This is a genomic window from Streptomyces sp. 11-1-2 (assembly GCF_003595545.1).
Classification (GTDB): Bacteria; Actinomycetota; Actinomycetes; order Streptomycetales; family Streptomycetaceae; genus Streptomyces; species Streptomyces hygroscopicus_B.
On sequence record NZ_CP022545.1, the window covers coordinates 6,000,774 to 6,020,291 of the forward strand.

Here is a 19,518-nt window from a genome sequence, read left to right on the forward strand (position 1 = left end):
CGTCAGCGTCCCGGCCGGTGCGTTGAGGTCGGGAGAGTGAGCGTGACCGCGAAGGCGCGGCGGCTGGTGTGGTTCAGGGTGCCGCCCATGGCCTCGGTGAGGTCGCGGGAGAGCCGTAGGGGCAGGCTGTCGGCCCGGGAACCGTTCGGCTCCGAGGTGGTTCCGTCCGTGATGCGGACCGTGAGCCGTTCCGGCCGGGCCTCGGCGGTGAGGGTCGGCGGGGTGTCGGGGGTGCTGTGGCGCAGTGCGTCGGCTCCCAGCGCGGTGAGGACCCGGGTGAGGAGGGCGGCGTCGGCGATGACGTACGGGAGCTGTTCCGGCAGGTGGAGGGCGATGGTGCGGCCGCTGGTGCCGAGGTCGTCCAGCGCGGCGGTCAGTGCCTCGTCGAGGTCGACCGGCCGGAGGTAGAGGTCCAGGGCTCCGGCGTGCAGCCGGCTCAGGTCGTCCAGGTCGGTGACGAGCTGGGCGGCGCGGCGCACCGATGAGCGGGCGGAGGCCAGGAAGCGGATCGCCTCCCGGGACGGGCCGGTGGGCTGGAGGTCGCGCAGGTGTACGAGGGCGTCTTCGGCCGAACGCAGCGGGGCCCGCAGATCGTGGCTCGCGGTGAGGAGCAGCGAGGCGCGGGTGCGTTCGGCGGCGGCCAGGGTGTCCGTTTCGGCGGCGTGGCGGGTGAGTGCGCCGTGGGTGTGGGCGATGCCGATCTGCGTGGCGCATGCGGAGAGGACGCGCTGGTCGTCGCCGCTGAGTCCGTGGCCGTAGGCGGCCAGGGTGAGGCGGTCGCCGATGGGAACTTCCACGTCGCCTTGGTGGGGGCGCTCGGGTGGCCGTTCGCCGGTGCTGGCGACGACGTACCAGTGCGGCTCGCGGGCGTGGTGCGGCTCGGGGGCGGGTTCCGGACCGTGGGCGGGTTCCGGCTCGCGGGTGTGGTCCGGCTCGCGGGTGTGGTCCGGCCCGCGTTCCAGCAGGCTGACCGAGGTCAGGGAGAAGTTCTCGCGCACCTGTTCGAGAAGGGCCGGGAGGTCCTGTCCGCGCATCATGGCGGCCGCCAGCCGGCTCAGGACCCGGGCTTCGGAGGTGGCGCGCCGGGCCTGACCGGTCTGGCGGGCGGCGGCTCCGGACGCTGTGCCGACCAGCCACGCGGCGGCGAGGAAGACGGCCAGCGCCACGACGTCGATGGTGTGGACGACGTCCAGTGAATGCAGGGGCCGGGTGAAGTAGTAGTCGGCGAGCAGCCCCGCCGCCGCGGCGGTGACCAGCGCGGGCAGGACGCCGCCGACGAGGGCGGTCAGCACGACGGCCAGCATGTAGATCACCAGGGCACCGGGGAGGCCCATCCGGTCGCGCAGGGCGATCAGGAGCAGGGTCAGCAGGGGCAGCAGCACCGCGGATCCGGCCAGCGCCGACCACAGCCGCGCCGGGCCGGTGCCGCGCGTCGGCTGCGGCAGCCGGAGGGAGGGGCCCTTCGCCGCCTGCTCATGGGTGACGATGTGGACGTCGATGGGCCCGGACCGGTGGATGGTCCGCTGCCCCACACCCGCCCGCAGCAACAGCGAGAACCGGCCTCGTCGGCTGGCACCGAGCACGATCTGGGTGACGTTCTCGTCCTCGGCGAACCGCAGCAGCGCCTCGGGGATGTCCTCGCCGACCGTCTGGTGGTAGCTGCCGCCCAGCGACTCCACGAGACCCCGCTGCCCGGACAGAACGCCCGGGTGGTTCGGCTGGGCGAGCCCGTTGCCGGGGACGACATGCAGGGCCAGCAGCTCGCTGCCGGGGGTCCGGGTGGTGATGCGGGCGGCGCGGCGGATCAGGGTCTCGCCCTCGGGACCGCCGGTCAGGCCGACCATGATGCGCTCCCGGGTCTCCCAGGGGGCGGTGATGCCGTGCTCGGCGCGGTAGCGCTGCAGCCCCTCTTCGACGCGGTCGGCCAGCCACAGCAGGGCCAGCTCCCGCAGCGCGGTCAGGTTGCCCAGCCGGAAGTAGTGGGTGAGGGCGCCCTCGACACGGTCCTGCGGATAGACATCGCCGTGCACCAGACGGCGGCGCAGCGTCTCGGGCAGCAGGTCGACCAGCTCGATCTGGTCGGCGCGGCGCGCCACCTCATCGGGCAGCGTCTCGTGCTGGGTGACGCCGGTGATCTGCCGTACGACGTCGTTCAGCGACTCCAGGTGCTGGATGTTGAGCGTGGTGACGACGTCGATCCCGGCGTCGAGGAGGTCGTCCACGTCCTGCCAGCGCTTGGTGTTGCGCGACCCCGGGACGTTGGTGTGGGCCAGCTCATCGACCAGGGCAGTTTGGGGGCGGCGGGCCAGGACGGCGTCGAGGTCCATCTCGGTGAAGGCCGTACCCCGGTGGACCAGGGTGTGCCGGGGGACGGTCTCCAGACCTTCGGCCAGAGCCGCCGTCAGCCGCCGCCCGTGCGGCTCGACCAGGCCGATGACCACGTCGGCGCCCTGCGTGTGCAGCCGCCGGCCCTCCTGGAGCATGGCGTACGTCTTGCCGACCCCGGGGGCGGCCCCGAGGTGGATCCGCAATCGTCCACGCGCCATCGGCGGGCTCCTGTCGGCTCGGCCGCGATCATGCGCTCCGCACTTCCATGGTGCGCCGGGGAACGCGGAATGGCGGCCGGGTGCGGTACGCGACGAAGGGCAACCCTGGCACTCAGCCGACGTGGACATGGGGCCGCCGGGCCCGGTCGGGTTCGGCCTCGCGCAGCACTTCCCGGGTGACGGGGGCGACCTCTCCCTGGCCGAACAGGAAGAACCGCAGGAACTGGGCGAAGGGGCTGCCCTCGGTCCACTCGAAGTAGATATGCGGCCTGCACCCGGTCACATCCCGTACGTGCAGCAGCAGCGCGGCCAGCGAGTTGGGGATGCTGGAGCCGTCGAGGGTCAGGACGCGGTAGCGGCCGTGCAGCACCTCGCCGTGCACGCGCAGCGCCGATTCGAAGTCGGACGGGTCGCGGACGGTGACCTCGACGAAGATCAGGTCCTCGTCGTCCGGGATGTCGTTGTCGGCTCGGATCTGCTGGATCTTGTCGCGGTACTCGGCCACGTCCCGGCGGTCCGGCTCGTTGGCGATGAACCGTATGCGGCGGGTGGCGCTGTCACGGACGAAGCGCTCGGCCAGGTCGTCCAGGTCCATGTCGGTGACCCGTAGCTCGAAGGCACGGGCGAGCCGGGACAGCAGGGACACCGCGATGATGCCGGCGATGAAACAGGCGCCGATCTTGACGCCGTCGGGGCGTTCCACGACGTTGACCGCCGTGGTGTAGACGAAGACGACCGAGATCACGCCGAAGCCGATGGTCCAGCCCCGCTGCCCGGCCCGGCGGGCGGCGATGGTGACGGCGACCGCGGCGGAGGTCATCAGGACCAGCACCCCGGTGGCGTAGGCGCCGCCCTGGGCGTCCACATCGGCGTCGAAGAGCCAGGTGACCAGGAAGGCGATCAGAGTGAAGACGAGCACCATGGGACGCACCGCCCGGGCCCAGTGCGGGGCCATGCCGTAGCGGGGCAGATAGCGGGGCATGAGGTTGAGCAGTCCGGCCATGGCCGAGGCGCCCGCGAACCACAGGATGCCGATGGTCGCGGCGTCGTAGACGCTGCCGAAGACGGACCCCAGGTAGTGGTGCGCGAGGTAGGCGAGGGCCCGTCCATTGGCCTGGCCGCCGGCCTTGAACTCGTCCTGCGGGATGAGCACGGTGGTGATGAAGCTCGTGGTGATCAGGAAGACGCTCATGATCACGGCGGCGGTGGTGAGCAGCTTCCGGGTGTCCCGGATCCGCCCGGTGGGACGCTCCTCGGTGTCGCCGGGGCCGCCGTCCACATGGGGCATGACGGCCACACCGGTTTCGAACCCGGACAGGCCGAGCGCGAGCTTGGGGAACACCACCAGCGCCAGACCGACCATGACCAGCGGGTTGCTGTGCTCGGCGGTCAGCGCCCGCGACCAGTCGGTGACCACGTGGGACGCGGTGGCCACATGCCACAGCCCGACGATCACGACGACCGCGTTCAGCGCCAGGTAGCCGCCGACGAGCACCACCGCCACCCCGATGGCCTCCATGAAGCCCTTGAGGAAGACGGCGCCGAGGAGGGCCACCAGCCCCAGCGTGATCGCCACCTCATGGCCGTGCAGCGCGCTGGTGAAGTGCGGGTTCTCCACCAGGTGGGTGGAGGCGTCGGCGGCCGAGAGGGTGATGGTGATCAGGAAGTCGGTGGCCGCGAACCCCAGCAGCGTCAGGACGAAGAGCTTGCCCTTCCAGAACGACAGCAGCCGCTCCAGCATCGCGATCGACCCCTCGCCATGCGGGCTCTCCTTGGCCACCCGCCGGTACACCGGCAGCGCCCCGGCCAGAGTCACGGCCACCAGCACGACGGTGGCGATGGGGGACAGCAGCCCGGCGGCGAGGGCGGCGATGCCGGGCTGGTAGCCGAGCGTGGAGAAATAGTCCACGCCGGTCAGGCACATCACCCGCCACCACCGCTGCCCCCGGTGCCCCTCGGGGACCTGGGCATGCGGTCCGGGTTGCTGTTTGGCCATATCGGACAGGCCCTGCAGCAGCCAGGTCCGCAGACGGCCTCCCGTGGGGGCCTCCGCCGGGCGGGGCTCCACATCGGTGGAGGTGGCCATGGTGCACTCCTGGTCAGCTCGGGTTACCGAACATGTCGTCGAAAAGAATCAGCCGAATCAGGGTAGGCAGGGCCGTCTCCGGGCCCCACAGTGGCATGGCCTTCACGGCCCTTCACGCCTCTTCCGAGGGCACCCGGCTGATGGCGGGAACGCCGACGGGGCGGCGTCCGCGACAAGGTGTCGGTGGACGCCGCCCCGGGTGGGACGAGGTGCGGGAGATGGTGCGGGAGATGGCCCGCGGGCTCATGCCGGTTACTTCGGGTCGCGCTTGAACGACGCCGTCGACCAGCGGTAGCCGAGCGCGGTCAGGCCGATCGACCAGGCGAGGGCGAGCCACCCGTTGTGGCCGATTTCGGTGCCCAGCAGCAGACCGCGCAGGGTCTCGATGGCCGGGGTGAACGGCTGGTACTCGGCGATGGGCTGGAACCAGCCCGGGATCGAGTCGATCGGGATGAAGGCGCTGGAGATGAGCGGCAGCAGGATCAGTGGCATCGCGCTGTTGCTGGCGGCTTCGGCGTTCGGGCTGGCCATGCCCATCCCGACCGCGATCCAGGTGAGGGCCAGGGCGAAGAGCACCAGCAGTCCGAACGCCGCGAGCCACTCCAGGGCGGTGGCGTCCGTGGAGCGGAAGCCGATGGCCACGGCGATGGCGCCGACGAGGACCACACTGGCGATGGACTGCATCACGCTGCCGATGACATGCCCGATGAGCACGGATCCGCGATGGATGGCCATGGTGCGGAAGCGGGCGACGATCCCCTCGGACATGTCGGTGGCGACGGACACCGCGGCCCCGATGACAGTGGAACCGATGGTCATCAGCAGGATGCCGGGGACGACGTAGGCGATGTAGTCGGAGCGGTCGGCGCCGCTTCCGGCGATGCCCGCGCTCATCGTGTCGCCGAAGAGGTAGACGAAGAGCAGGAGCAGCATGACCGGTGTGAGCAGCAGGTTCAGGGTCAGCGACGGGTAGCGGCGGGCGTGCAGAAGGTTGCGGCGCAGCATCGTGGCCGAGTCGCGGACGGCAAGCGAGAGGGCGCTCATCGGACGTTCTCCTTGAGCTGGTTGTTCTGGGTGGGCACGGTGGAGCCGGTCAGGCCGGTCAGCGCGAAGAACACGTCGTCGAGGTCGGGGGTGTGCACGGTCAGCTCGTCGGCCTCGACGCCGGCCGAGTCCAGCCAGTCGAGAATGGAGCGCAGTTCACGCTGGCTGCCGTCGCTGGGGATCTGCAGCGACAGCGCCTCGTCGTCCCGTGTCACCTCGCGCAGGGCGACGGAGGCGGACTGGTAGGCGGCCGGGTCGGCGAAGCGCAGCCGTATGTGCCCGCCGGGGATGAGCCGCTTCAGCTCATTGGCGCTGCCCTCGGCGGCGATCTTGCCGTCGCTCAGGACCGCTATGCGGTCGGCGAGTTCATCGGCCTCGTCCAGGTACTGGGTGGTGAGGAAGACGGTGACGCCGTCGGAGACCAACTCGCGGATGATGCCCCACATGTTGTGGCGGCTGCGCGGGTCGAGGCCGGTGGTCGGCTCGTCGAGGAAGATGATCCGCGGGCTGCCGACCAGCGTCATGGCGATGTCCAGGCGGCGCTTCATGCCGCCGGAGTAGCTGGCGGCGGGCTTCTTCGCGGCCTCGACCAGGTCGAACCGCTCCAGCAGCTCGGTGGTGACCCGCCGCCCCTCGCGCTTGGAGAGATGGTGCAGGTCCGCCATGAGGAGCATGTTCTCCTCACCGGTGATCAGCCCGTCGACGGCGGAGAACTGCCCGGTGACACCGATCGCGGCCCGCACCGCCTGTGGGTCGGTCGCGAGGTCGTGGCCGGCGACGTGCAGCTCGCCGCCGTCGGCGCTGATGAGGGTGGAGAGGATCTTGACGGCGGTGGTCTTGCCGGCGCCGTTCGGGCCGAGGAGGGAGAAGACGGTGCCGGCCGGCACCGCCAGGTCGATGCCGTCGAGGACGACTTTGTCGCCGTAGGACTTGCGCAGCCCGTTCGCCGCGATGGCCAAGCTGGTCATGAGGGGTGCTCCTTCTGGAAGCCGCGGATCAGAGGTTGCGGGGTCAGAGGTTGCGGGGTCAGAGGCCGCGGGCGGCGATGTCGCCCTGGGAGGTGGTCGCGTGGATGTCGAGCTCGGCGATGCCCGCGTTCTTGAGGCCGTTGCTGATGCGGCCGTAGGCGGTACCGGCGTCCAGGGAGGCCGAGACCCCGGCGGCGGCGGTGACCGAGATGTCGCCCTGCTGGGTGCTCAGCACGACCTTGCCGCGCACGGCCTCGGCGATCCGGATGTCGCCCCTCGCGGTGCTGATCTCCGCGGGTCCGTTGAGCCGGCCGACCTCGACGTCGCCGTCGATCGCGGTGAGGCGGACGCTGGCGGCCTCATCGATCTTGATCTGGCGGTACGCGCCGTCGAAGGCGATGTCGCCGAGGCGGCCGACGGCCCGGAATTCGGTGCTCACCGCCTTCGCCTCGACGCGGGAACCGGCGGGGAGTTGGACGGTCACCTCGATGGATCCGGAGGGGCCGAGGTACTGGTTCTTCACCGGCACCTCGATCCGCAGGGCTCCGTCGGCGTATCCGACGGTGGTCTGCTCCGCCGCCTTCACATCACGGCTCTTCGAGGCGTTGGTGGGCCGGACCTCGACCGCGGTGTCGGCGCGATCGGCGGCGATGATCTGGACTCGCCCCGCGGGGATGTCCAGGACGGCGGCGATCGGGGCGGGGGTCTCGAACTTCGGCATCGTGCTCTCCTTGCGACTCGTTGTTTCCGACATTGGAAAAGCTACGTTGCGTTCAAGAAACTGGCAACGGAATCGTTGCATGGAATCTCTATCTATGCAGGTAGAAGACCATTAATCGTTGCGATGGTCCTGAATGTAATGCAACTTGGGCTCACCGAACGTTGCAATGGATTGCGCGTGAACGCTATGCTGTGGAGCATCGGACAACATGAAGGAGGGCGCGATGCCGGGCGGCAGGCTCACCCAGAAGGACCGTCAGCAGATCGCGCTGGGGCTGGCCGACAACCTCCCCTACGCCGAGATCGCCCGCCGCCTGGAGCGTCCGACCTCGACGATCACACGTGAGGTGATGCGCAACGGCGGCCCCACCGGCTACCGCGCCGACCTGGCCCACCGCGCCACCGAGCGCCGCGCCCACCGGCGCAAATCCGCCTCGTCCCGGGGGGCGGAGCCGGCCGCCCTGCCGCATGGCCGCGACCCCGAGGCCGTGGCCGAGTACGAAGAGCGGTTCACCACCGTCATGATGCAATCGGGGCTGTCCAACAAGATGATGGCGCGGGTGATGGTCTGCCTCCTCACCACCGATTCCGGCAGCATGACCGCCGCCGAACTGGTCCAGCGTCTTCAGGTCAGCCCGGCGTCCATCTCCAAATCGATCGCCTTCCTGGAGAGCCAGTCCCTCGTCCGCAGGGAACGCGACGAACGCCGCCGGGAGCGCTACGTCATCGACGACAGCCTCTGGTACCAGTCGATGGCCGCCAGCGTCCGCGCCCTCACCCAGCAGGTCGAGATCTCACGGCAGGGTGTCGGCATCCTCGGCCCCGGCACCCCGGCCGCTGTCCGCCTGGAGAACGTCGCCCGCTTCCTCGACTTCGTCGCCGAAAGCCTCGCCCGCGCCACGGAGCAGGCCCGCGACATCCTCTACACGAGCGCCGAGCCGAACGCCGAAGCGAGCGCCGAACCGACGACCCCGGACAGCCCTGCCACACCAAGCCCGGACCGCGGATAGACGGCCGCAGGGAACTGGCCTCTGGGATGCGGTTGTTGCCGCGACCGGGCCTCGGCACGATGGAGGCCGCATGCTGTGAATCGACGCTCGCCATCGCCTCTCCGCGATGGGGCTTGGCCCGGATCTATATCGCGATATAGCTTTAGTCTTCCACTCGCGCCGCTGTCTGCACCCGCGCGGAGACGGCGGAGACGTTCGACAGGACTTCGACACGACCAGGACGGAAGCATGTCGGGAGAGATCTCGCCCGCCGGGAAGCGCCCCGGCCCCGGCTCGTCGCCCGAGCTGCGGGCCAGCCCACGGCCGCGTCGTGGTGCGGCCCCCGCGCCGGACGCTCGCGCAGTGGCTGCTGCGCAGGCCCCCGTCCCATCCCGCGGGTGATTGACGCCATGCGTCGAGTCATGCGTTCAGTTGTGCGCGAATGAGCGTGTCGAGCCGCTGCCATGCCGGGGACGAGTCGTTGACCGTGCCCTGGATGAGGGCGGGGATCTCGGAGGCCGCGTCCAGCTCGGGCAGTTCGTCGGGGCTGTACCGTTCCCGGGTCGCCTCGGAGATCCGGCGGGCGAGGTCGTCGATGCGGGGATCGTCGGCGTTCAGATCGTGCGCGTGGTCGTAGTCGAGGAAGAGCTGCCGCAGCGCCGGGTCGGCAAGGGACTCGGCTTGGTCGTGAAACAGCGTGATCGCGCGGTCCGGGTGGGTGGCGAACACGAGGATCCACAGGTCGCGTTGCAGCTCCACCCACCGAGACGTGAATCCCCAGCGAGCGAGGCGCTTCAGATGGGCACCGACCTCGCCGGGCAGCGGTGACAGTCGCCCGGCGGCGAGCTGGTGCAGGCGCCCCTGCGTTGCCCGCAGGCCACGGATACGCGTGGTGAGCTCCTCGTCGATCTCGCGTAGCGCCTGCTGGAACTCCTCGTCGGTCGCTGATCTCAGGTCCCGGATACGGGCCAGGGGGACGCCGGCTTCGGCGAGGGTGCGGATCTTGATCAGCTCGATGGCGTCGTTCGCGCCGTACCGCCGGTAGCCGGACGCATCGCGGTCGGGCTCGGGGAACAGCCCCTTGTCGTGATAGACGCGGATGGTCTTGACCGACACCCCGACGTACCCGGCCAGCTGCCCGATGGTGATCACCCGGCCATCGTTCCACTTGACCCTTCCCCTGGGGCAGGGTTGCAGCATGGCGTCATGGCAGACATGAATGTCGATCGGGAGAGCCTGCGCGAGCTGGCCGATCAGGGCAACGAGACCGCTCTGGACCGGCTGGCCGACCTTGCCGAGGCAGCCGGCGACCTCGGCGAGCTGAGCGAGCTGTTGGACGAGGGGTCCATGCACGCCGGGTTCCTGCTCACCCGCCGCGCGGCCGCGACCGGCGACCTGCGCGAACTGCAACGGATCGCCGACGCCGGATACGACGAGGCCGGGAACGAGCTGGACCGGCTGTTGAAGGCGCCGGTCGACGGGCATCGGGATTGAGGGATCTGGCCGGCCTACGGGGCAAAGAGGGCACGGCTCGCATCTCTACGCGATCGCCGGAGGCGAGCTTGGGAAATCACCGATTAGCGGCCAGCACTGCCGCGAGGCCCTCTTGTAGATCTTTGACGAAATACTCGGGAACCTCCAGCGACGGGAAATGTCCTCCGATTTCGGGCGCCCTCCATCGGACGATTTGTCGGTACCGCTCCTGCGCCCAGGGGCGCGGACACTTCTCGACGTCGCGGGGATACATGGTGAGTGCTGACGGGACGTCGACCCGAAGTTCGGGATCGAGCGAGTTGTGGCTTTCGTAGTAGATGCGGGCCGCCGATGCGCCGGTCCGCGTCAGCCAATAAAGGGTGACGTCGTCGAGAACGCTGTCCATGGAAATCGTCTCGAACGGGCTGTCTTCGGTGTCCGACCACTCGGCGAACTTGTCAAGGATCCAGGCAAGAAGCCCGACCGGTGAGTCGACGAGCGAATAGCCGATGGTCTGCGGTCGGGTCGCCTGCTGCTTCGCGTACGCCCCGCGGTGGCGCCAGAAATCACGGGTTTCCTCGGTCCACTTGCGCTCGACCGCCGTCAGCCCGTCCGTTGTCAACCCGGGCGGTCCCTCCGCGAACGTTGTGTGGATGCCGAGAACGTGCGCCGGGAACCTGCCGGCGAGAACCGTGGTGATATTGCCTCCCCAGTCGCCGCCGTGGGCCAGGAACTCGCTGTAGCCGAGCCTTCCCATCAGTTCCACCCATGCGGCCGCGATCTTTTCGGTTCCCCACCCGGTGGTGGCCGGCTTGTCGCTGTAACCAAAGCCTGGTAGCGACGGGACCACGACGTGGAACGCCGGCGCGTCCGCATCGTTCGGATCTGCCAGCTCGTCCACTACGTCGATGAACCGGGCAATGCTGTCTGGCCAGCCGTGCGTCAAGAGCAGAGGAGTGGCATCCGCACGCGCGGATCGGCGGTGCAGGAAGTGGATTCCCAGATCATCAATGGTCGTACGGAACTGGCCGATCCGGTTAAGGCGATCTTCGAACGACCGCCAGTTGTACCCGGTGCGCCAGTAGCTCACGACATCGACGAGGTCGGCGAGAGGAACGCCCTGTTCCCATCGGCGAGGGCCGGGCGCGGCGCGATAGACCGTCTCGGCCTCCGGCAGCCGCGCCGCGGCCAATCGCGCGCGCAGATCGTCGAGGTCGGCGTCAGTCGCGTGGGCTTCAAATGCTTGCACGTCGCTGGTTGGACGGGGCATGAGACCTCCTGGCCATCGCGGAACCGGCTAAGGCGGTTCTAGCATGCCTTCTTGCCGGCGTGCAACCAGCTAAGGTGGTTCCATGCGTGCTGGGTTTCCTGACTTCCGCCTCGGTAGCGTGCTGGCGACCAGCTTCACGGGGACTCTGTCGGAGCGTTATGGCGACGCTGTGGAGCGCATTCCCGCGCCGCACCGACTCGTCGACTGGCTGGTAGTGAACGGCCTCGCCGTGGATTCCTGCACCCCTGCCCAGCTCGACCTCGCTCGGGAACTGAGGGAGTCGATTCACGCCGCCGCGACAGCGGCCGCGATCCAGGACGCTCTCCCTGCGTCCGCTGTCCAAGTCATCAATGACTGCAGCGTTCAGGGTCGGGCCGCGGCGATCCTGACGCCCGAGGGTAAGCGGCGATGGCGGCTCAGCTCGGCTTCCTGCGTGGAAGATGCCCTCGGCGTGATCGCCGCCGACGCGATCAGCATCATCTCAGGCGAACGAGACGGAAAATTGGCCTTGTGCGCATCGCCAACCTGCCAAGCCGCCTTCTTCGACACCAGTCAAAGTCGCACCCGCAAATGGTGTGACATGAACACGTGCGGGAATCGTCAGAAGAAAGCGCGCTTCAATGCCAACCAGCGCAAAAACCCCAGATCGGCGGAGTGACCGCTCATATCGTGACGAGGCGGTCGGCAGTGCCGCCAGACCACTCGACCATGAAGAGCGTCGCGTCGTCGGTGGTGACCCCGCCGCGTTCTCGCATCAGGGTATGGGACAGGCTACGCACCATTTCCTGTACGCCCTCTCCCACGCATCCCGCTCGGTCCACGAATTCGAGCATCCGTTCCTCGCCGAACTGCTCTTCGCCGGTGCGGTGCTCCTCGATGAGACCGTCGGTGAAGAAGAGGATCCGGTCGCCGCGGGACAGTAGCTGGTCGCTGATCTGTGGGATGGCACCGCCGAAGCCGACGGGCAGAGTGCCTGGGCTCTCCAGCGCTTGGACGACGCGGTGGCCGCGGATCAGCAGGGGCGCCGGGTGTCCGGCGTTGACCCATTGCAGATGGCCGGTTCCGATGTCGAGGCGCATCATCTGCGCGGTGACGAAGTGATCGGGCCCGAACTGCGCGTCGATGGCCGTGTCCATGAACATGTACAGGTCGGCCAGGTCGACGTCGGCGCGTCTGGCGTGCCGGTAGGCGCCGATGGCGACGGTGGCCAGTACGGCGGCGTCCAGCCCGTGGCCCATGGCGTCGATGATGGCTACGTGCAGGATGTCGTCGTTCAGGGCGTAGTCGAAGCTGTCACCCGCGACGTCGTAGGCGGGTTCGAGGATTCCGGCCACTGCCACCTGTGGTGTGACCATGGTCAGCGGGGGCAGCAGCGACCATTGGATCTCCGCGGCCAGCGTCATCGGCTCACGTCGCCGGGCCCGGAAGAATTGGTCGGTGTAGCTGTTCTTGGTGACGAGCATGTCGGCGATCAGGCCGGCGAGGCGCCGCAGCAAGCGCCGGTCGTCGTCGTCGACAGTGGTCAGGGTGACGGCCAGTACCCCTACCACGTCGCTGCCGTCGAGCAGCGGCAGGAACATCCGTACGCCGTCGGCCTGCGGTAGTTCTACTGTCGTGGCGCTCAGAAAAGCCCTGCCGGCCTGAGTGTCGTCGATCCGTTCAGCTTCCCCGACCACGAGTCTCATGCCTGGCAGGGGAGCCAGCATCAGCTGGTCGTAGTCCTGGAGGAGGATGGAGACGTTCCGCCCGCCGATCCTGCTCACTTCCTCGGCGACGAGTGGGGCGATCAGCTGGGGTGGCATCTCGTGCGCCCGGTCCAGCAGCACACCCAGCAGCCGCTCGCCGAATCCCTCCGACCGGTCCACTGTGACTTTACGGAAGTCCTGTTCACCGTCTGCCATGGCGACCTCGTCTCGCCGCACCGCTCTCCCGCGGAGGCGGTCCTTGGCGCTGTTCGCCGCACGGTGCCCCTGCTGCCTCCGCCACTCCAGCATCGCTCACATGGGAGTCGGCGACACCTGGCGCCAGGCCGCCGGAGCGCGCGACTGAGCCCGCCGGAGGGCGCGACGGGTGCCTGAGGCGAGCGAAGAGCGATGGGCGCCCCGGCGAAGCGCCGGGTACGGCATCAGTGCTCGGCCTCATACCTGTGCATGCGCTCGACCAGCGGAAGAGGCGTCCCGTCGGGACCGTTGACGGACCCGCCGGCCATTCGCGCGCAGACACCCTCGCAAGCGAGCAGTTGTTTGCCGCTGTCGTGCCCGACCACCATCGCGTCCGTGTCCGGTGCACGCCGGTAATCGGTGCGGCAGACGACGCAGACCAGTCCGGCCACCATCTCCTCGGTCGGTTCGGAGTGACTGCGACGGCGGCTTGAGATGGCGTCAGATGAATACATGTGAACCATTTCCTCTTGCTCATGGCGCGACAGTGGGCCCAAGGGACCCGTGGCAAGGGCCGGGTGTGTTGCGGTTGGTTCCGTAGTGCTCAGGGAGCGTTACTGATCTGCTCTGGGCCGTTGCGGGCCCGGCGGTCGGTCGGCGCTCGGGCCCGACGATTCGCTGCACGCGACGTGGCGACCGGTGGTCGGGCTCTCATCCCGGCGGTGGCTGCCCGGCCTGCCGTTCCCGAGGCTGACGCCGCGGCGATGACGCCACCCGAGATGCGCGTGGGTAGCGCCACCCTACTCTCGTCCGGACGCTGGAGCGCGTCTGTGGCCGCCGGGCCGCACGGGAACATGCCTCCTCGTCGCGCGGGGAGTACGGTGAAGCTGAAGAAGGACGATCGGGAATGGCGGTTCCCCCGCCAAGGCAGCCGTCCTTCGCGATTCACGATCCTTCACGATTCACGATCCTTCACGATCCTTCGCGATTCACGACACGGTCCGGACCACGGGCTCGGAGAGGGCGTATACACAGCTCACGTCGTCCGCGTCAGGGTTATGGACGAGGTGGTCCGAGCACCGGCCAAGCGGACCGGTTGATCCGCACGATGGCTGTCCCCCGTGGTGACCTGCGAGGGCTGCGTTCCGATGGCACCGCACCGCACGAACAGCCCGCATCCGCGTGCCGCTGACAGCTGACGGCTGAGCACCGACGGCTGAGGGCTGACGGCTGACACCGATCAGGATCGAGATCCATGGCGTCCTCAGACTTCAGTCAACCCCCCGTTGTCGGCGTGGGGTCGGCTGAAACCTCCTCGACTTCCTCAAGCCCTTCGGCACCGCGGGCCGAGCCCTCCGGGAACATCCTGGGCGGGTCCAAGACGATCCGTGATCGATCCCCGGGCAGTGACTACGCGCTGCTCTCCCGCCAGGTCAGAAACGCGGGACTGCTGCGGCACCGGCCACTGCGCTCCGTCACGGCGCTGGCTGTCACGCTGCTCCTCCTGACCGGTGGCTGGGCGGCCTTCCTCCTGATCGGCGACTCCTGGTGGCAGTTGCCCGTCGCCGCGGTGTTGGCCTTCGCCTTCACACAGTGCGGGTTCCGCGGCCATGAAGCGGGCCACCGCCAGCTGTTCCATGGCAAGCGGGCAAACGACGCGACAGGGCTGGTGTTCGGCAATCTCTTCATCGGTCTCGGATTCGGATGGTGGATGGCCAAGCACAACCGTCACCACGCCCATCCCAACCAGGTCGGCCGCGACCCCGACATCGAGACCGGCGCCGTGGTCTTCATCGATCACGAGGCTCGTGGGCGTACGGGGGTGGCCGGTTTCATCACCCGCCACCAGGCCCGCCTCTTCTTCCCCATGCTGCTGCTGGAGGGCTGGGCACTGCATGTGGCCACATTCCGGGCGCTGCGCAGGGGCCGGACGAGTGCTCCCGCTCCTCTCCCGGTCGAGGTACTGGCTCTGCTCGTGCACGTGGCGGCGTATCTCACCGTTGTGCTCGTGGTCCTTTCGCCGCTGAAGGCGCTGGCGTTCGTTGTGGTCCAGCAGGCCCTTTTCGGCCTGTACATGGGGGTTTCCTTCGCCCCCAACCACAAGGGGATGGCGATGCTGGGGGAGCATGACCGACCGGACTTCCTGCGCGGCCAAGTCCTCACCTCGCGCAACGTACGGGGCGGACAGGTCATCGACTTCGTGCTCGGCGGTCTGAACTACCAGATCGAACACCACCTGTTCCCCAGCATGCCCCGAACCGCTCTGCCGGCGGCCCAGCCCCTGATCCGCGCCTACTGTGCCAAGCTCGCCCTGCCCTACGAACAGACGGGCTTGGTGGACTCGTACCGGCAGGTGCTGCGTCATCTCCACGCGGTGGGGGCCCCACTACGGGCCGAACGTCGGGCATGACCCCGTAGACCCCGTAGGTGCGCTCCCTGGCGTTGCGCCGACGTCGGCACAACGGCCCCGGCGCAGAAACACCGGGGCCGCCCTTTCGGGTCGGTCGCACGTGAGAGTGCACCGGCCCACTCCCATGTTATGTCTGGCGCGCTTTTCCGGCATCAGGGACTTTTCGGGGCCAGAATTTCTTCCGCCGGGCGCCGGGCGCCGGACGCCGACGCGGGTCGACGGCGCCCTGAACCCCTTCAGACGTGGTCCGTCTGCCTGGGGTCTTGCCTGGAGGACCGACTTGCTACCAGCCAGGACCGCGCCGGCTCTGCCGTGTGCGTGGTGTCCACGGTGAGATGGAGGAGGGTTCCACCGTCCGCGCCGGCCGGGTAGCTCCGCTGTTCGGTGCCGGCGAAGCAACGACGGAGCACCTCCGCGACCTGACGGGCGACCTCGGGGGACGCGGCGACAATACGCACCTCGGCGCGACCTGCCGAGGGTGATTCCGGTGGCTGCATGGTGACCTCGTTCATCAGGAAGACGTGGTGGTGGGCGCGGGCTCTCGCTTCGTGCCCACCGGCCCAGGTCAGGAGAAGGTCATGGGTCATTCGCCGCCCCGTCGCGGTGGCCGGGTGTCGCGCTGGTCGGGGTGTGGAGGGCGCGAGGGGTGAGCCCACAGGCTTGCCACCACATCCTCACCTCCCTTGGAACTCAGGAGTCCGGTGGAGCTCAGGAGTCCGGTGGAGCTCAGGAGTCCGCTCGGGTTCGGCCTCCGGCCGCCACTGAGGCATCCCGCCATCGGTTTCCCAGTCCTCCTCCCGGCTGAGATCCGCCCGGGCGGCCCGGGTGGCGGTCTCGTTCGCCATCAGACTGCTCGCGGTGAGGAGGCTGCCGACGGTGGCTGCGGCGGCCATCAGCCGGGCGGCGGCTGCCGCACTCGTCTCCGGTGGGATCACCAGAAGGTCCCAGCGGCCCGTCGTGTAGGAGAGCAGAATCAACTTGTGCGGGTCCTGCTCATCGGTGAACCAGCCCACGTTCACCGTGTGCCCGGTCGCAGGCACCTTGCGCGGGATCACGGGCCAGTGGGCCGGGTTCACGGAGACACGCGTAATCCGGCCCCAGCGTGCGTCCAACACGTCCGTCAGGGCGGGCAGCTCACGGAGGAGATCGCGGGAGCGAGGCCACCACGCACCGTCCAGAAGACCTGGAACCGAGCTGGTCGGCGTCAGTGACAGGCGGGCCGGTGGGGAGGGCACGTGCTCATCAGGGGTCGTACGGTCGATGGCCACGGTCATGGCGCGGACCTGTCCCCGGGCGCGTCTTGCAACGTCCCGGTGTTGTTGCTCGCCGAAAACGACACCCGCGTGGTAGCCGGTGTGCGAAATACTCCCGGTGTTTTCACTGTACTCCGGGGCGAGGCCCCGCTGAGGCCCTGTGTGATCAGCCACTTCCTCGGGACTCCCGGGGTCTGGGTCCGAGGGGAGCGGGCGGACGAGCCTGGGCGTGGGCTCTCGGAGTACGGTGAAAGCGGCGGCATACGGTGAAACCGGTGGCCCACCACCCACCGAACCCCGCGGAGGGTGAGGAGACCATGTCCGACGCCGGCACCCCGCGTGACGTGAATCTTCTGCTGGACGCGATCCACCACGCCGTGAAACCTGGAACAGCCCTGTTGCGACTGGTGACCACACCTACCCGTGAGGGCAATCTCGACGGTGCGTGGTGGCCACGTTCCCGCGACATAGGCGCCGAGCTTCCCGCCCTGGTCACCGCGCTGACCGAGTACCTCGGGCCCATCGAGCGCGTCGGCCTGGACTCCGACGCCTGGGAAGAACTGCCGACACGAATGATCGTCGACGACCGGATCGTGCACATCGACTCGTTCCCGGTGGGTGATGACACGATCCTCATCACCCAGGGGGATGGAGACCTCTTCTCCGTGTTGGTGGTCCCGCCGCACGCGCCGCCGGACGTGGCACGCGCGGCGATGGCGCGGGCCGTCCGCGTCGACAACCTCGCGCCGGCCGAGCAGATCCTCATCGACACCGGAACCGGCACCGGCCGAGCCCGCCCGATCGGCGCGGAAGGCCCGCGGCAAGGCCAGGAACGCCGCGGCACGTCTTGATGCCTCATGCGCCTGCGCCTGTCCCAGGAGGGGGCGAACAGCGTTGCCGCCCTGCTACCAGTAGTGCCGACGCCCACCGACCGCGTGCCCGACGGCGCCAAGGACCCAGAGGATCGCTCCGATGACGAGGATGACGATTCCAATGGTCCACAGGATGGAAATGCCGGTCAGAAAGCCGACGACGAGGAGAATGATCCCGAGGACGATCATGGAGTCCTCCGATCTTCCGGGAATGCTCCATTTCCACTGTCGTCCCGAATCAGGCACCATGCCAACTCGTTCCCTCACTGCCGCGAGGGGGCGGAGCCCGACCTGAGCGATCTCCGTCCGCCGCACCCTCCTGGAGCCCGTGCGCGGATCGCCGCCCTCCGGGGCTCCGCGGGCAGCGCCGCGGCGCCAGAACCGGCGAGACGTCCTTCCACTGCCTGAGCCACCCCCACCTGCTACGGCATGCCGACGAGCCAGGACACGGTGCGAGGGCCTCAAGGTAGGTGCGGCTCTGGTCGTGGATGCGTCGAACACCCCGGCCACCCCGCGTTGCCGGCCGACCTGATCCGAAGGAAACGGCCTAGGCGGGTGTGATCTGGCTCCTCAGTTCCCCTTGGCGTCTTTTCCCTGGTCACAGTCGTGTTAGCCGGATGTTAGCGGGACGGCGGCGTTACGGTAGCGGCCCCGGACAGAGTTGTTGTCGTACCGAGCAGACCACGACACCGACCGCTCTGGGGGACCCGAAATGCGCTCCAACACCACTGCCCGCATCGCCCGCCGTCGCACCCTCCGCGTCGCCGCCGCGGTCCTGACCGCGGCCGCCGCCCTGACCCTGACGGCCTGCAACGGCTCGGACAGCGGCGACACGAAGTCCGCGGGCCAGGCCGACACGGCCCCGGCCGGGTCCGGCGGCTCCTCTGGTTCTTCCGGCGGTGCGCAGGGTTCCGACGCCAAGGCCAAGGGGGGCTCGGAGGCGGGCACCGCGGCGAATGAGTCGGGCGGTGGGCAGGCCGCCACCGAGGGCGGCGGCAGGGCGCACGCGGGCGTCGAGCGTTGCCGCACCGAGAACCTGGAGGCCGCGTTCGCCACGGGTGAGGACGCGCTGCCGGTGCCGGAGGAGGGCGCGGAAGGCGCGACGACCGCCACCATCGTCCTGATGAACAAGGGCTCCTACTCCTGCAAGCTCGGCGGTTTCCCCGGTGTGGACCTGACCTCGATCAACGGCGGCGAGCGCTGGTCCCTGGCCCGCTCCTCGCAGAAGTGGAGCTCCGTGGAGGTGGAGGCCGGCCAGAGCACCGAGTTCACCCTCAACCTCGCCTTCACCAAGGAGGAAGAGGGCTTCTACCAGCCGGCCTGGGTCGAGATCACCCCGCCCAACGAGACCAAGGCCCTCAAGATCGAGTGGCCCTGGGAGTCCGACACCCTCGTCGACCAGCGCGGCGCCACCCACCCCGGCACCTTCGTCAACCCCATCGGCTGACCAGCTCACAGCTATGCCATGAAGGTCCACTGCCCCGCTGCCCTGGTGTGTGACGCGCCAGGGCAGCGGACTTTCCGTTTCACGGCCCGCGCCCTCAAGAGGTCATCCCATGGGGCCGGCTGGGTAGTTCGTCGGCGCGGTGGGATTCATCGACCGCTGTTTACCGCCCTGTCCGGTGCGCATCTGGTGCGTCGTCCACCGCACATCTGCCTGTCCTAAGAGGCCCGCACCTCATAGGCCGATCAGACGCACGCGGTCATTGCAGAGCTTGGCCATGTCGTCGGTGTCGGAGGTGAGTACGGCGACTGGTGGCGGCTGGCGTAGTGCTGCCTCGGCGACGGTGGCGTCGATCGCGTATTTGTGCCCGCGTAGTCCTGCTGACTTGAGCAGTTCGGCGGCTGCCTTGGCCGCCTGTTCGGTGACGGGTTCGACCTTGACCCGTGAGAGGGCCCAGTTCAGGCGTGGGAGGTTCGCTCGCGAATGACCTGGGCCTTCGCTGTGGAGCGGGTGACGGGAATGGAACTCGCGCTCTGAGCTCGGGAATCAACCGGCGCTTGATC

The 19,518-nt window shown here is 68.8% G+C and carries 18 protein-coding genes and 1 pseudogene; 6 read left to right on the plus strand and 13 right to left on the minus strand.

All coding sequences use genetic code 11. The features are described 5' to 3' along the window. Window positions 1-2: 2 nt before the first annotated feature. The 5 genes from CGL27_RS25420 to CGL27_RS25440 form a co-directional block, all read right to left on the minus strand. Complete coding sequence (locus CGL27_RS25420; RefSeq protein WP_119990241.1) at window positions 3-2,546, minus strand: DUF4118 domain-containing protein; 2,544 nt, start codon at window positions 2,544-2,546, stop codon at window positions 3-5. Between the two features lie 112 nt (window positions 2,547-2,658). Further along, a complete protein-coding gene (locus CGL27_RS25425; RefSeq protein WP_078642567.1) occupies window positions 2,659-4,632 on the minus strand; it encodes an APC family permease in 1,974 nt (657 codons plus the stop codon). A gap of 252 nt (window positions 4,633-4,884) precedes the next feature. Continuing rightward, a complete protein-coding gene (locus CGL27_RS25430) occupies window positions 4,885-5,676 on the minus strand; it encodes an ABC transporter permease (protein ID WP_119990243.1) in 792 nt (263 codons plus the stop codon). Next, window positions 5,673-6,644: an ATP-binding cassette domain-containing protein gene (locus CGL27_RS25435; protein WP_119990245.1), complete on the minus strand. Its 972-nt coding sequence runs from the start codon at window positions 6,642-6,644 to the stop codon at window positions 5,673-5,675. The genes CGL27_RS25430 and CGL27_RS25435 overlap by 4 nt, the downstream gene beginning before the upstream one ends. Window positions 6,645-6,702: 58 nt before the next feature. Then, a complete protein-coding gene (locus CGL27_RS25440) occupies window positions 6,703-7,365 on the minus strand; it encodes a DUF4097 family beta strand repeat-containing protein (RefSeq protein ID WP_119990247.1) in 663 nt (220 codons plus the stop codon). 223 nt (window positions 7,366-7,588) lie between these two features. Here CGL27_RS25440 and CGL27_RS53220 point away from each other — a divergent pair, with 223 nt between their 5' ends. Next, window positions 7,589-8,374 (plus strand): helix-turn-helix domain-containing protein, encoded by a 786-nt coding sequence (locus CGL27_RS53220; protein ID WP_119990249.1) that lies wholly within the window; start codon window positions 7,589-7,591, stop codon window positions 8,372-8,374. Between the two features lie 399 nt (window positions 8,375-8,773). Here the strand turns inward: CGL27_RS53220 and CGL27_RS25450 are convergent, their stop codons facing one another. Continuing rightward, window positions 8,774-9,553 carry a MerR family transcriptional regulator gene (locus CGL27_RS25450; RefSeq protein WP_240450628.1) on the minus strand — a complete coding sequence of 260 codons (780 nt, stop codon included), beginning with the start codon at window positions 9,551-9,553 and terminating at the stop codon, window positions 8,774-8,776. Window positions 9,554-9,559: 6 nt separating this feature from the next. Here CGL27_RS25450 and CGL27_RS25455 point away from each other — a divergent pair, with 6 nt between their 5' ends. Continuing rightward, window positions 9,560-9,847 carry a hypothetical protein gene (locus CGL27_RS25455; protein WP_119990252.1) on the plus strand — a complete coding sequence of 96 codons (288 nt, stop codon included), beginning with the start codon at window positions 9,560-9,562 and terminating at the stop codon, window positions 9,845-9,847. Window positions 9,848-9,923: 76 nt separating this feature from the next. Here CGL27_RS25455 and CGL27_RS25460 read toward each other — a convergent pair whose 3' ends face one another. Further along, the gene (locus CGL27_RS25460) at window positions 9,924-11,096 is read right to left on the minus strand and encodes an epoxide hydrolase family protein (protein ID WP_078642573.1); all 1,173 of its coding nucleotides are present in this window, start codon (window positions 11,094-11,096) and stop codon (window positions 9,924-9,926) included. A gap of 82 nt (window positions 11,097-11,178) precedes the next feature. On the opposite strand from CGL27_RS25460, the gene CGL27_RS25465 reads away from it, so the two are divergent. Then, on the plus strand, window positions 11,179-11,754 hold the full coding sequence (locus tag CGL27_RS25465) for a CGNR zinc finger domain-containing protein (RefSeq protein WP_119990254.1): 576 nt from the start codon (window positions 11,179-11,181) through the stop codon (window positions 11,752-11,754). Window positions 11,755-11,758: 4 nt separating this feature from the next. On the opposite strand, the gene CGL27_RS25470 is transcribed toward CGL27_RS25465, so the two are convergent. Together CGL27_RS25470 and CGL27_RS25475 are read right to left on the minus strand one after the other, a co-directional pair. After that, a complete protein-coding gene (locus CGL27_RS25470) occupies window positions 11,759-12,997 on the minus strand; it encodes a PP2C family protein-serine/threonine phosphatase (protein ID WP_119994542.1) in 1,239 nt (412 codons plus the stop codon). A gap of 224 nt (window positions 12,998-13,221) precedes the next feature. Beyond that, window positions 13,222-13,491: a hypothetical protein gene (locus CGL27_RS25475; RefSeq protein ID WP_159037818.1), complete on the minus strand. Its 270-nt coding sequence runs from the start codon at window positions 13,489-13,491 to the stop codon at window positions 13,222-13,224. Window positions 13,492-14,270: 779 nt separating this feature from the next. On the opposite strand from CGL27_RS25475, the gene CGL27_RS25480 reads away from it, so the two are divergent. Beyond that, window positions 14,271-15,386, plus strand: coding sequence for an acyl-CoA desaturase (locus tag CGL27_RS25480; RefSeq protein ID WP_240450629.1), 1,116 nt, complete (start codon window positions 14,271-14,273; stop codon window positions 15,384-15,386). A gap of 236 nt (window positions 15,387-15,622) precedes the next feature. Here CGL27_RS25480 and CGL27_RS52235 read toward each other — a convergent pair whose 3' ends face one another. Together CGL27_RS52235 and CGL27_RS25490 are read right to left on the minus strand one after the other, a co-directional pair. Beyond that, complete coding sequence (locus tag CGL27_RS52235) at window positions 15,623-15,883, minus strand: hypothetical protein (protein WP_078647547.1); 261 nt, start codon at window positions 15,881-15,883, stop codon at window positions 15,623-15,625. Window positions 15,884-16,060: 177 nt separating this feature from the next. After that, a complete protein-coding gene (locus CGL27_RS25490; protein WP_119990261.1) occupies window positions 16,061-16,660 on the minus strand; it encodes a DUF5994 family protein in 600 nt (199 codons plus the stop codon). A gap of 296 nt (window positions 16,661-16,956) precedes the next feature. Here CGL27_RS25490 and CGL27_RS25495 point away from each other — a divergent pair, with 296 nt between their 5' ends. Then, the gene (locus CGL27_RS25495; protein WP_119994543.1) at window positions 16,957-17,490 is read left to right on the plus strand and encodes a DUF5994 family protein; all 534 of its coding nucleotides are present in this window, start codon (window positions 16,957-16,959) and stop codon (window positions 17,488-17,490) included. Window positions 17,491-17,544: 54 nt separating this feature from the next. On the opposite strand, the gene CGL27_RS50200 is transcribed toward CGL27_RS25495, so the two are convergent. After that, window positions 17,545-17,700 carry a DUF6131 family protein gene (locus CGL27_RS50200; protein ID WP_162953068.1) on the minus strand — a complete coding sequence of 52 codons (156 nt, stop codon included), beginning with the start codon at window positions 17,698-17,700 and terminating at the stop codon, window positions 17,545-17,547. Window positions 17,701-18,223: 523 nt separating this feature from the next. On the opposite strand from CGL27_RS50200, the gene CGL27_RS25500 reads away from it, so the two are divergent. Further along, the gene (locus CGL27_RS25500; protein WP_119990263.1) at window positions 18,224-18,958 is read left to right on the plus strand and encodes a DUF4232 domain-containing protein; all 735 of its coding nucleotides are present in this window, start codon (window positions 18,224-18,226) and stop codon (window positions 18,956-18,958) included. 231 nt (window positions 18,959-19,189) lie between these two features. Here the strand turns inward: CGL27_RS25500 and CGL27_RS52240 are convergent. Then, a pseudogene (locus tag CGL27_RS52240) lies at window positions 19,190-19,441 on the minus strand (DNA-binding protein); the annotation flags it as partial. Window positions 19,442-19,518: the final 77 nt, after the last annotated feature.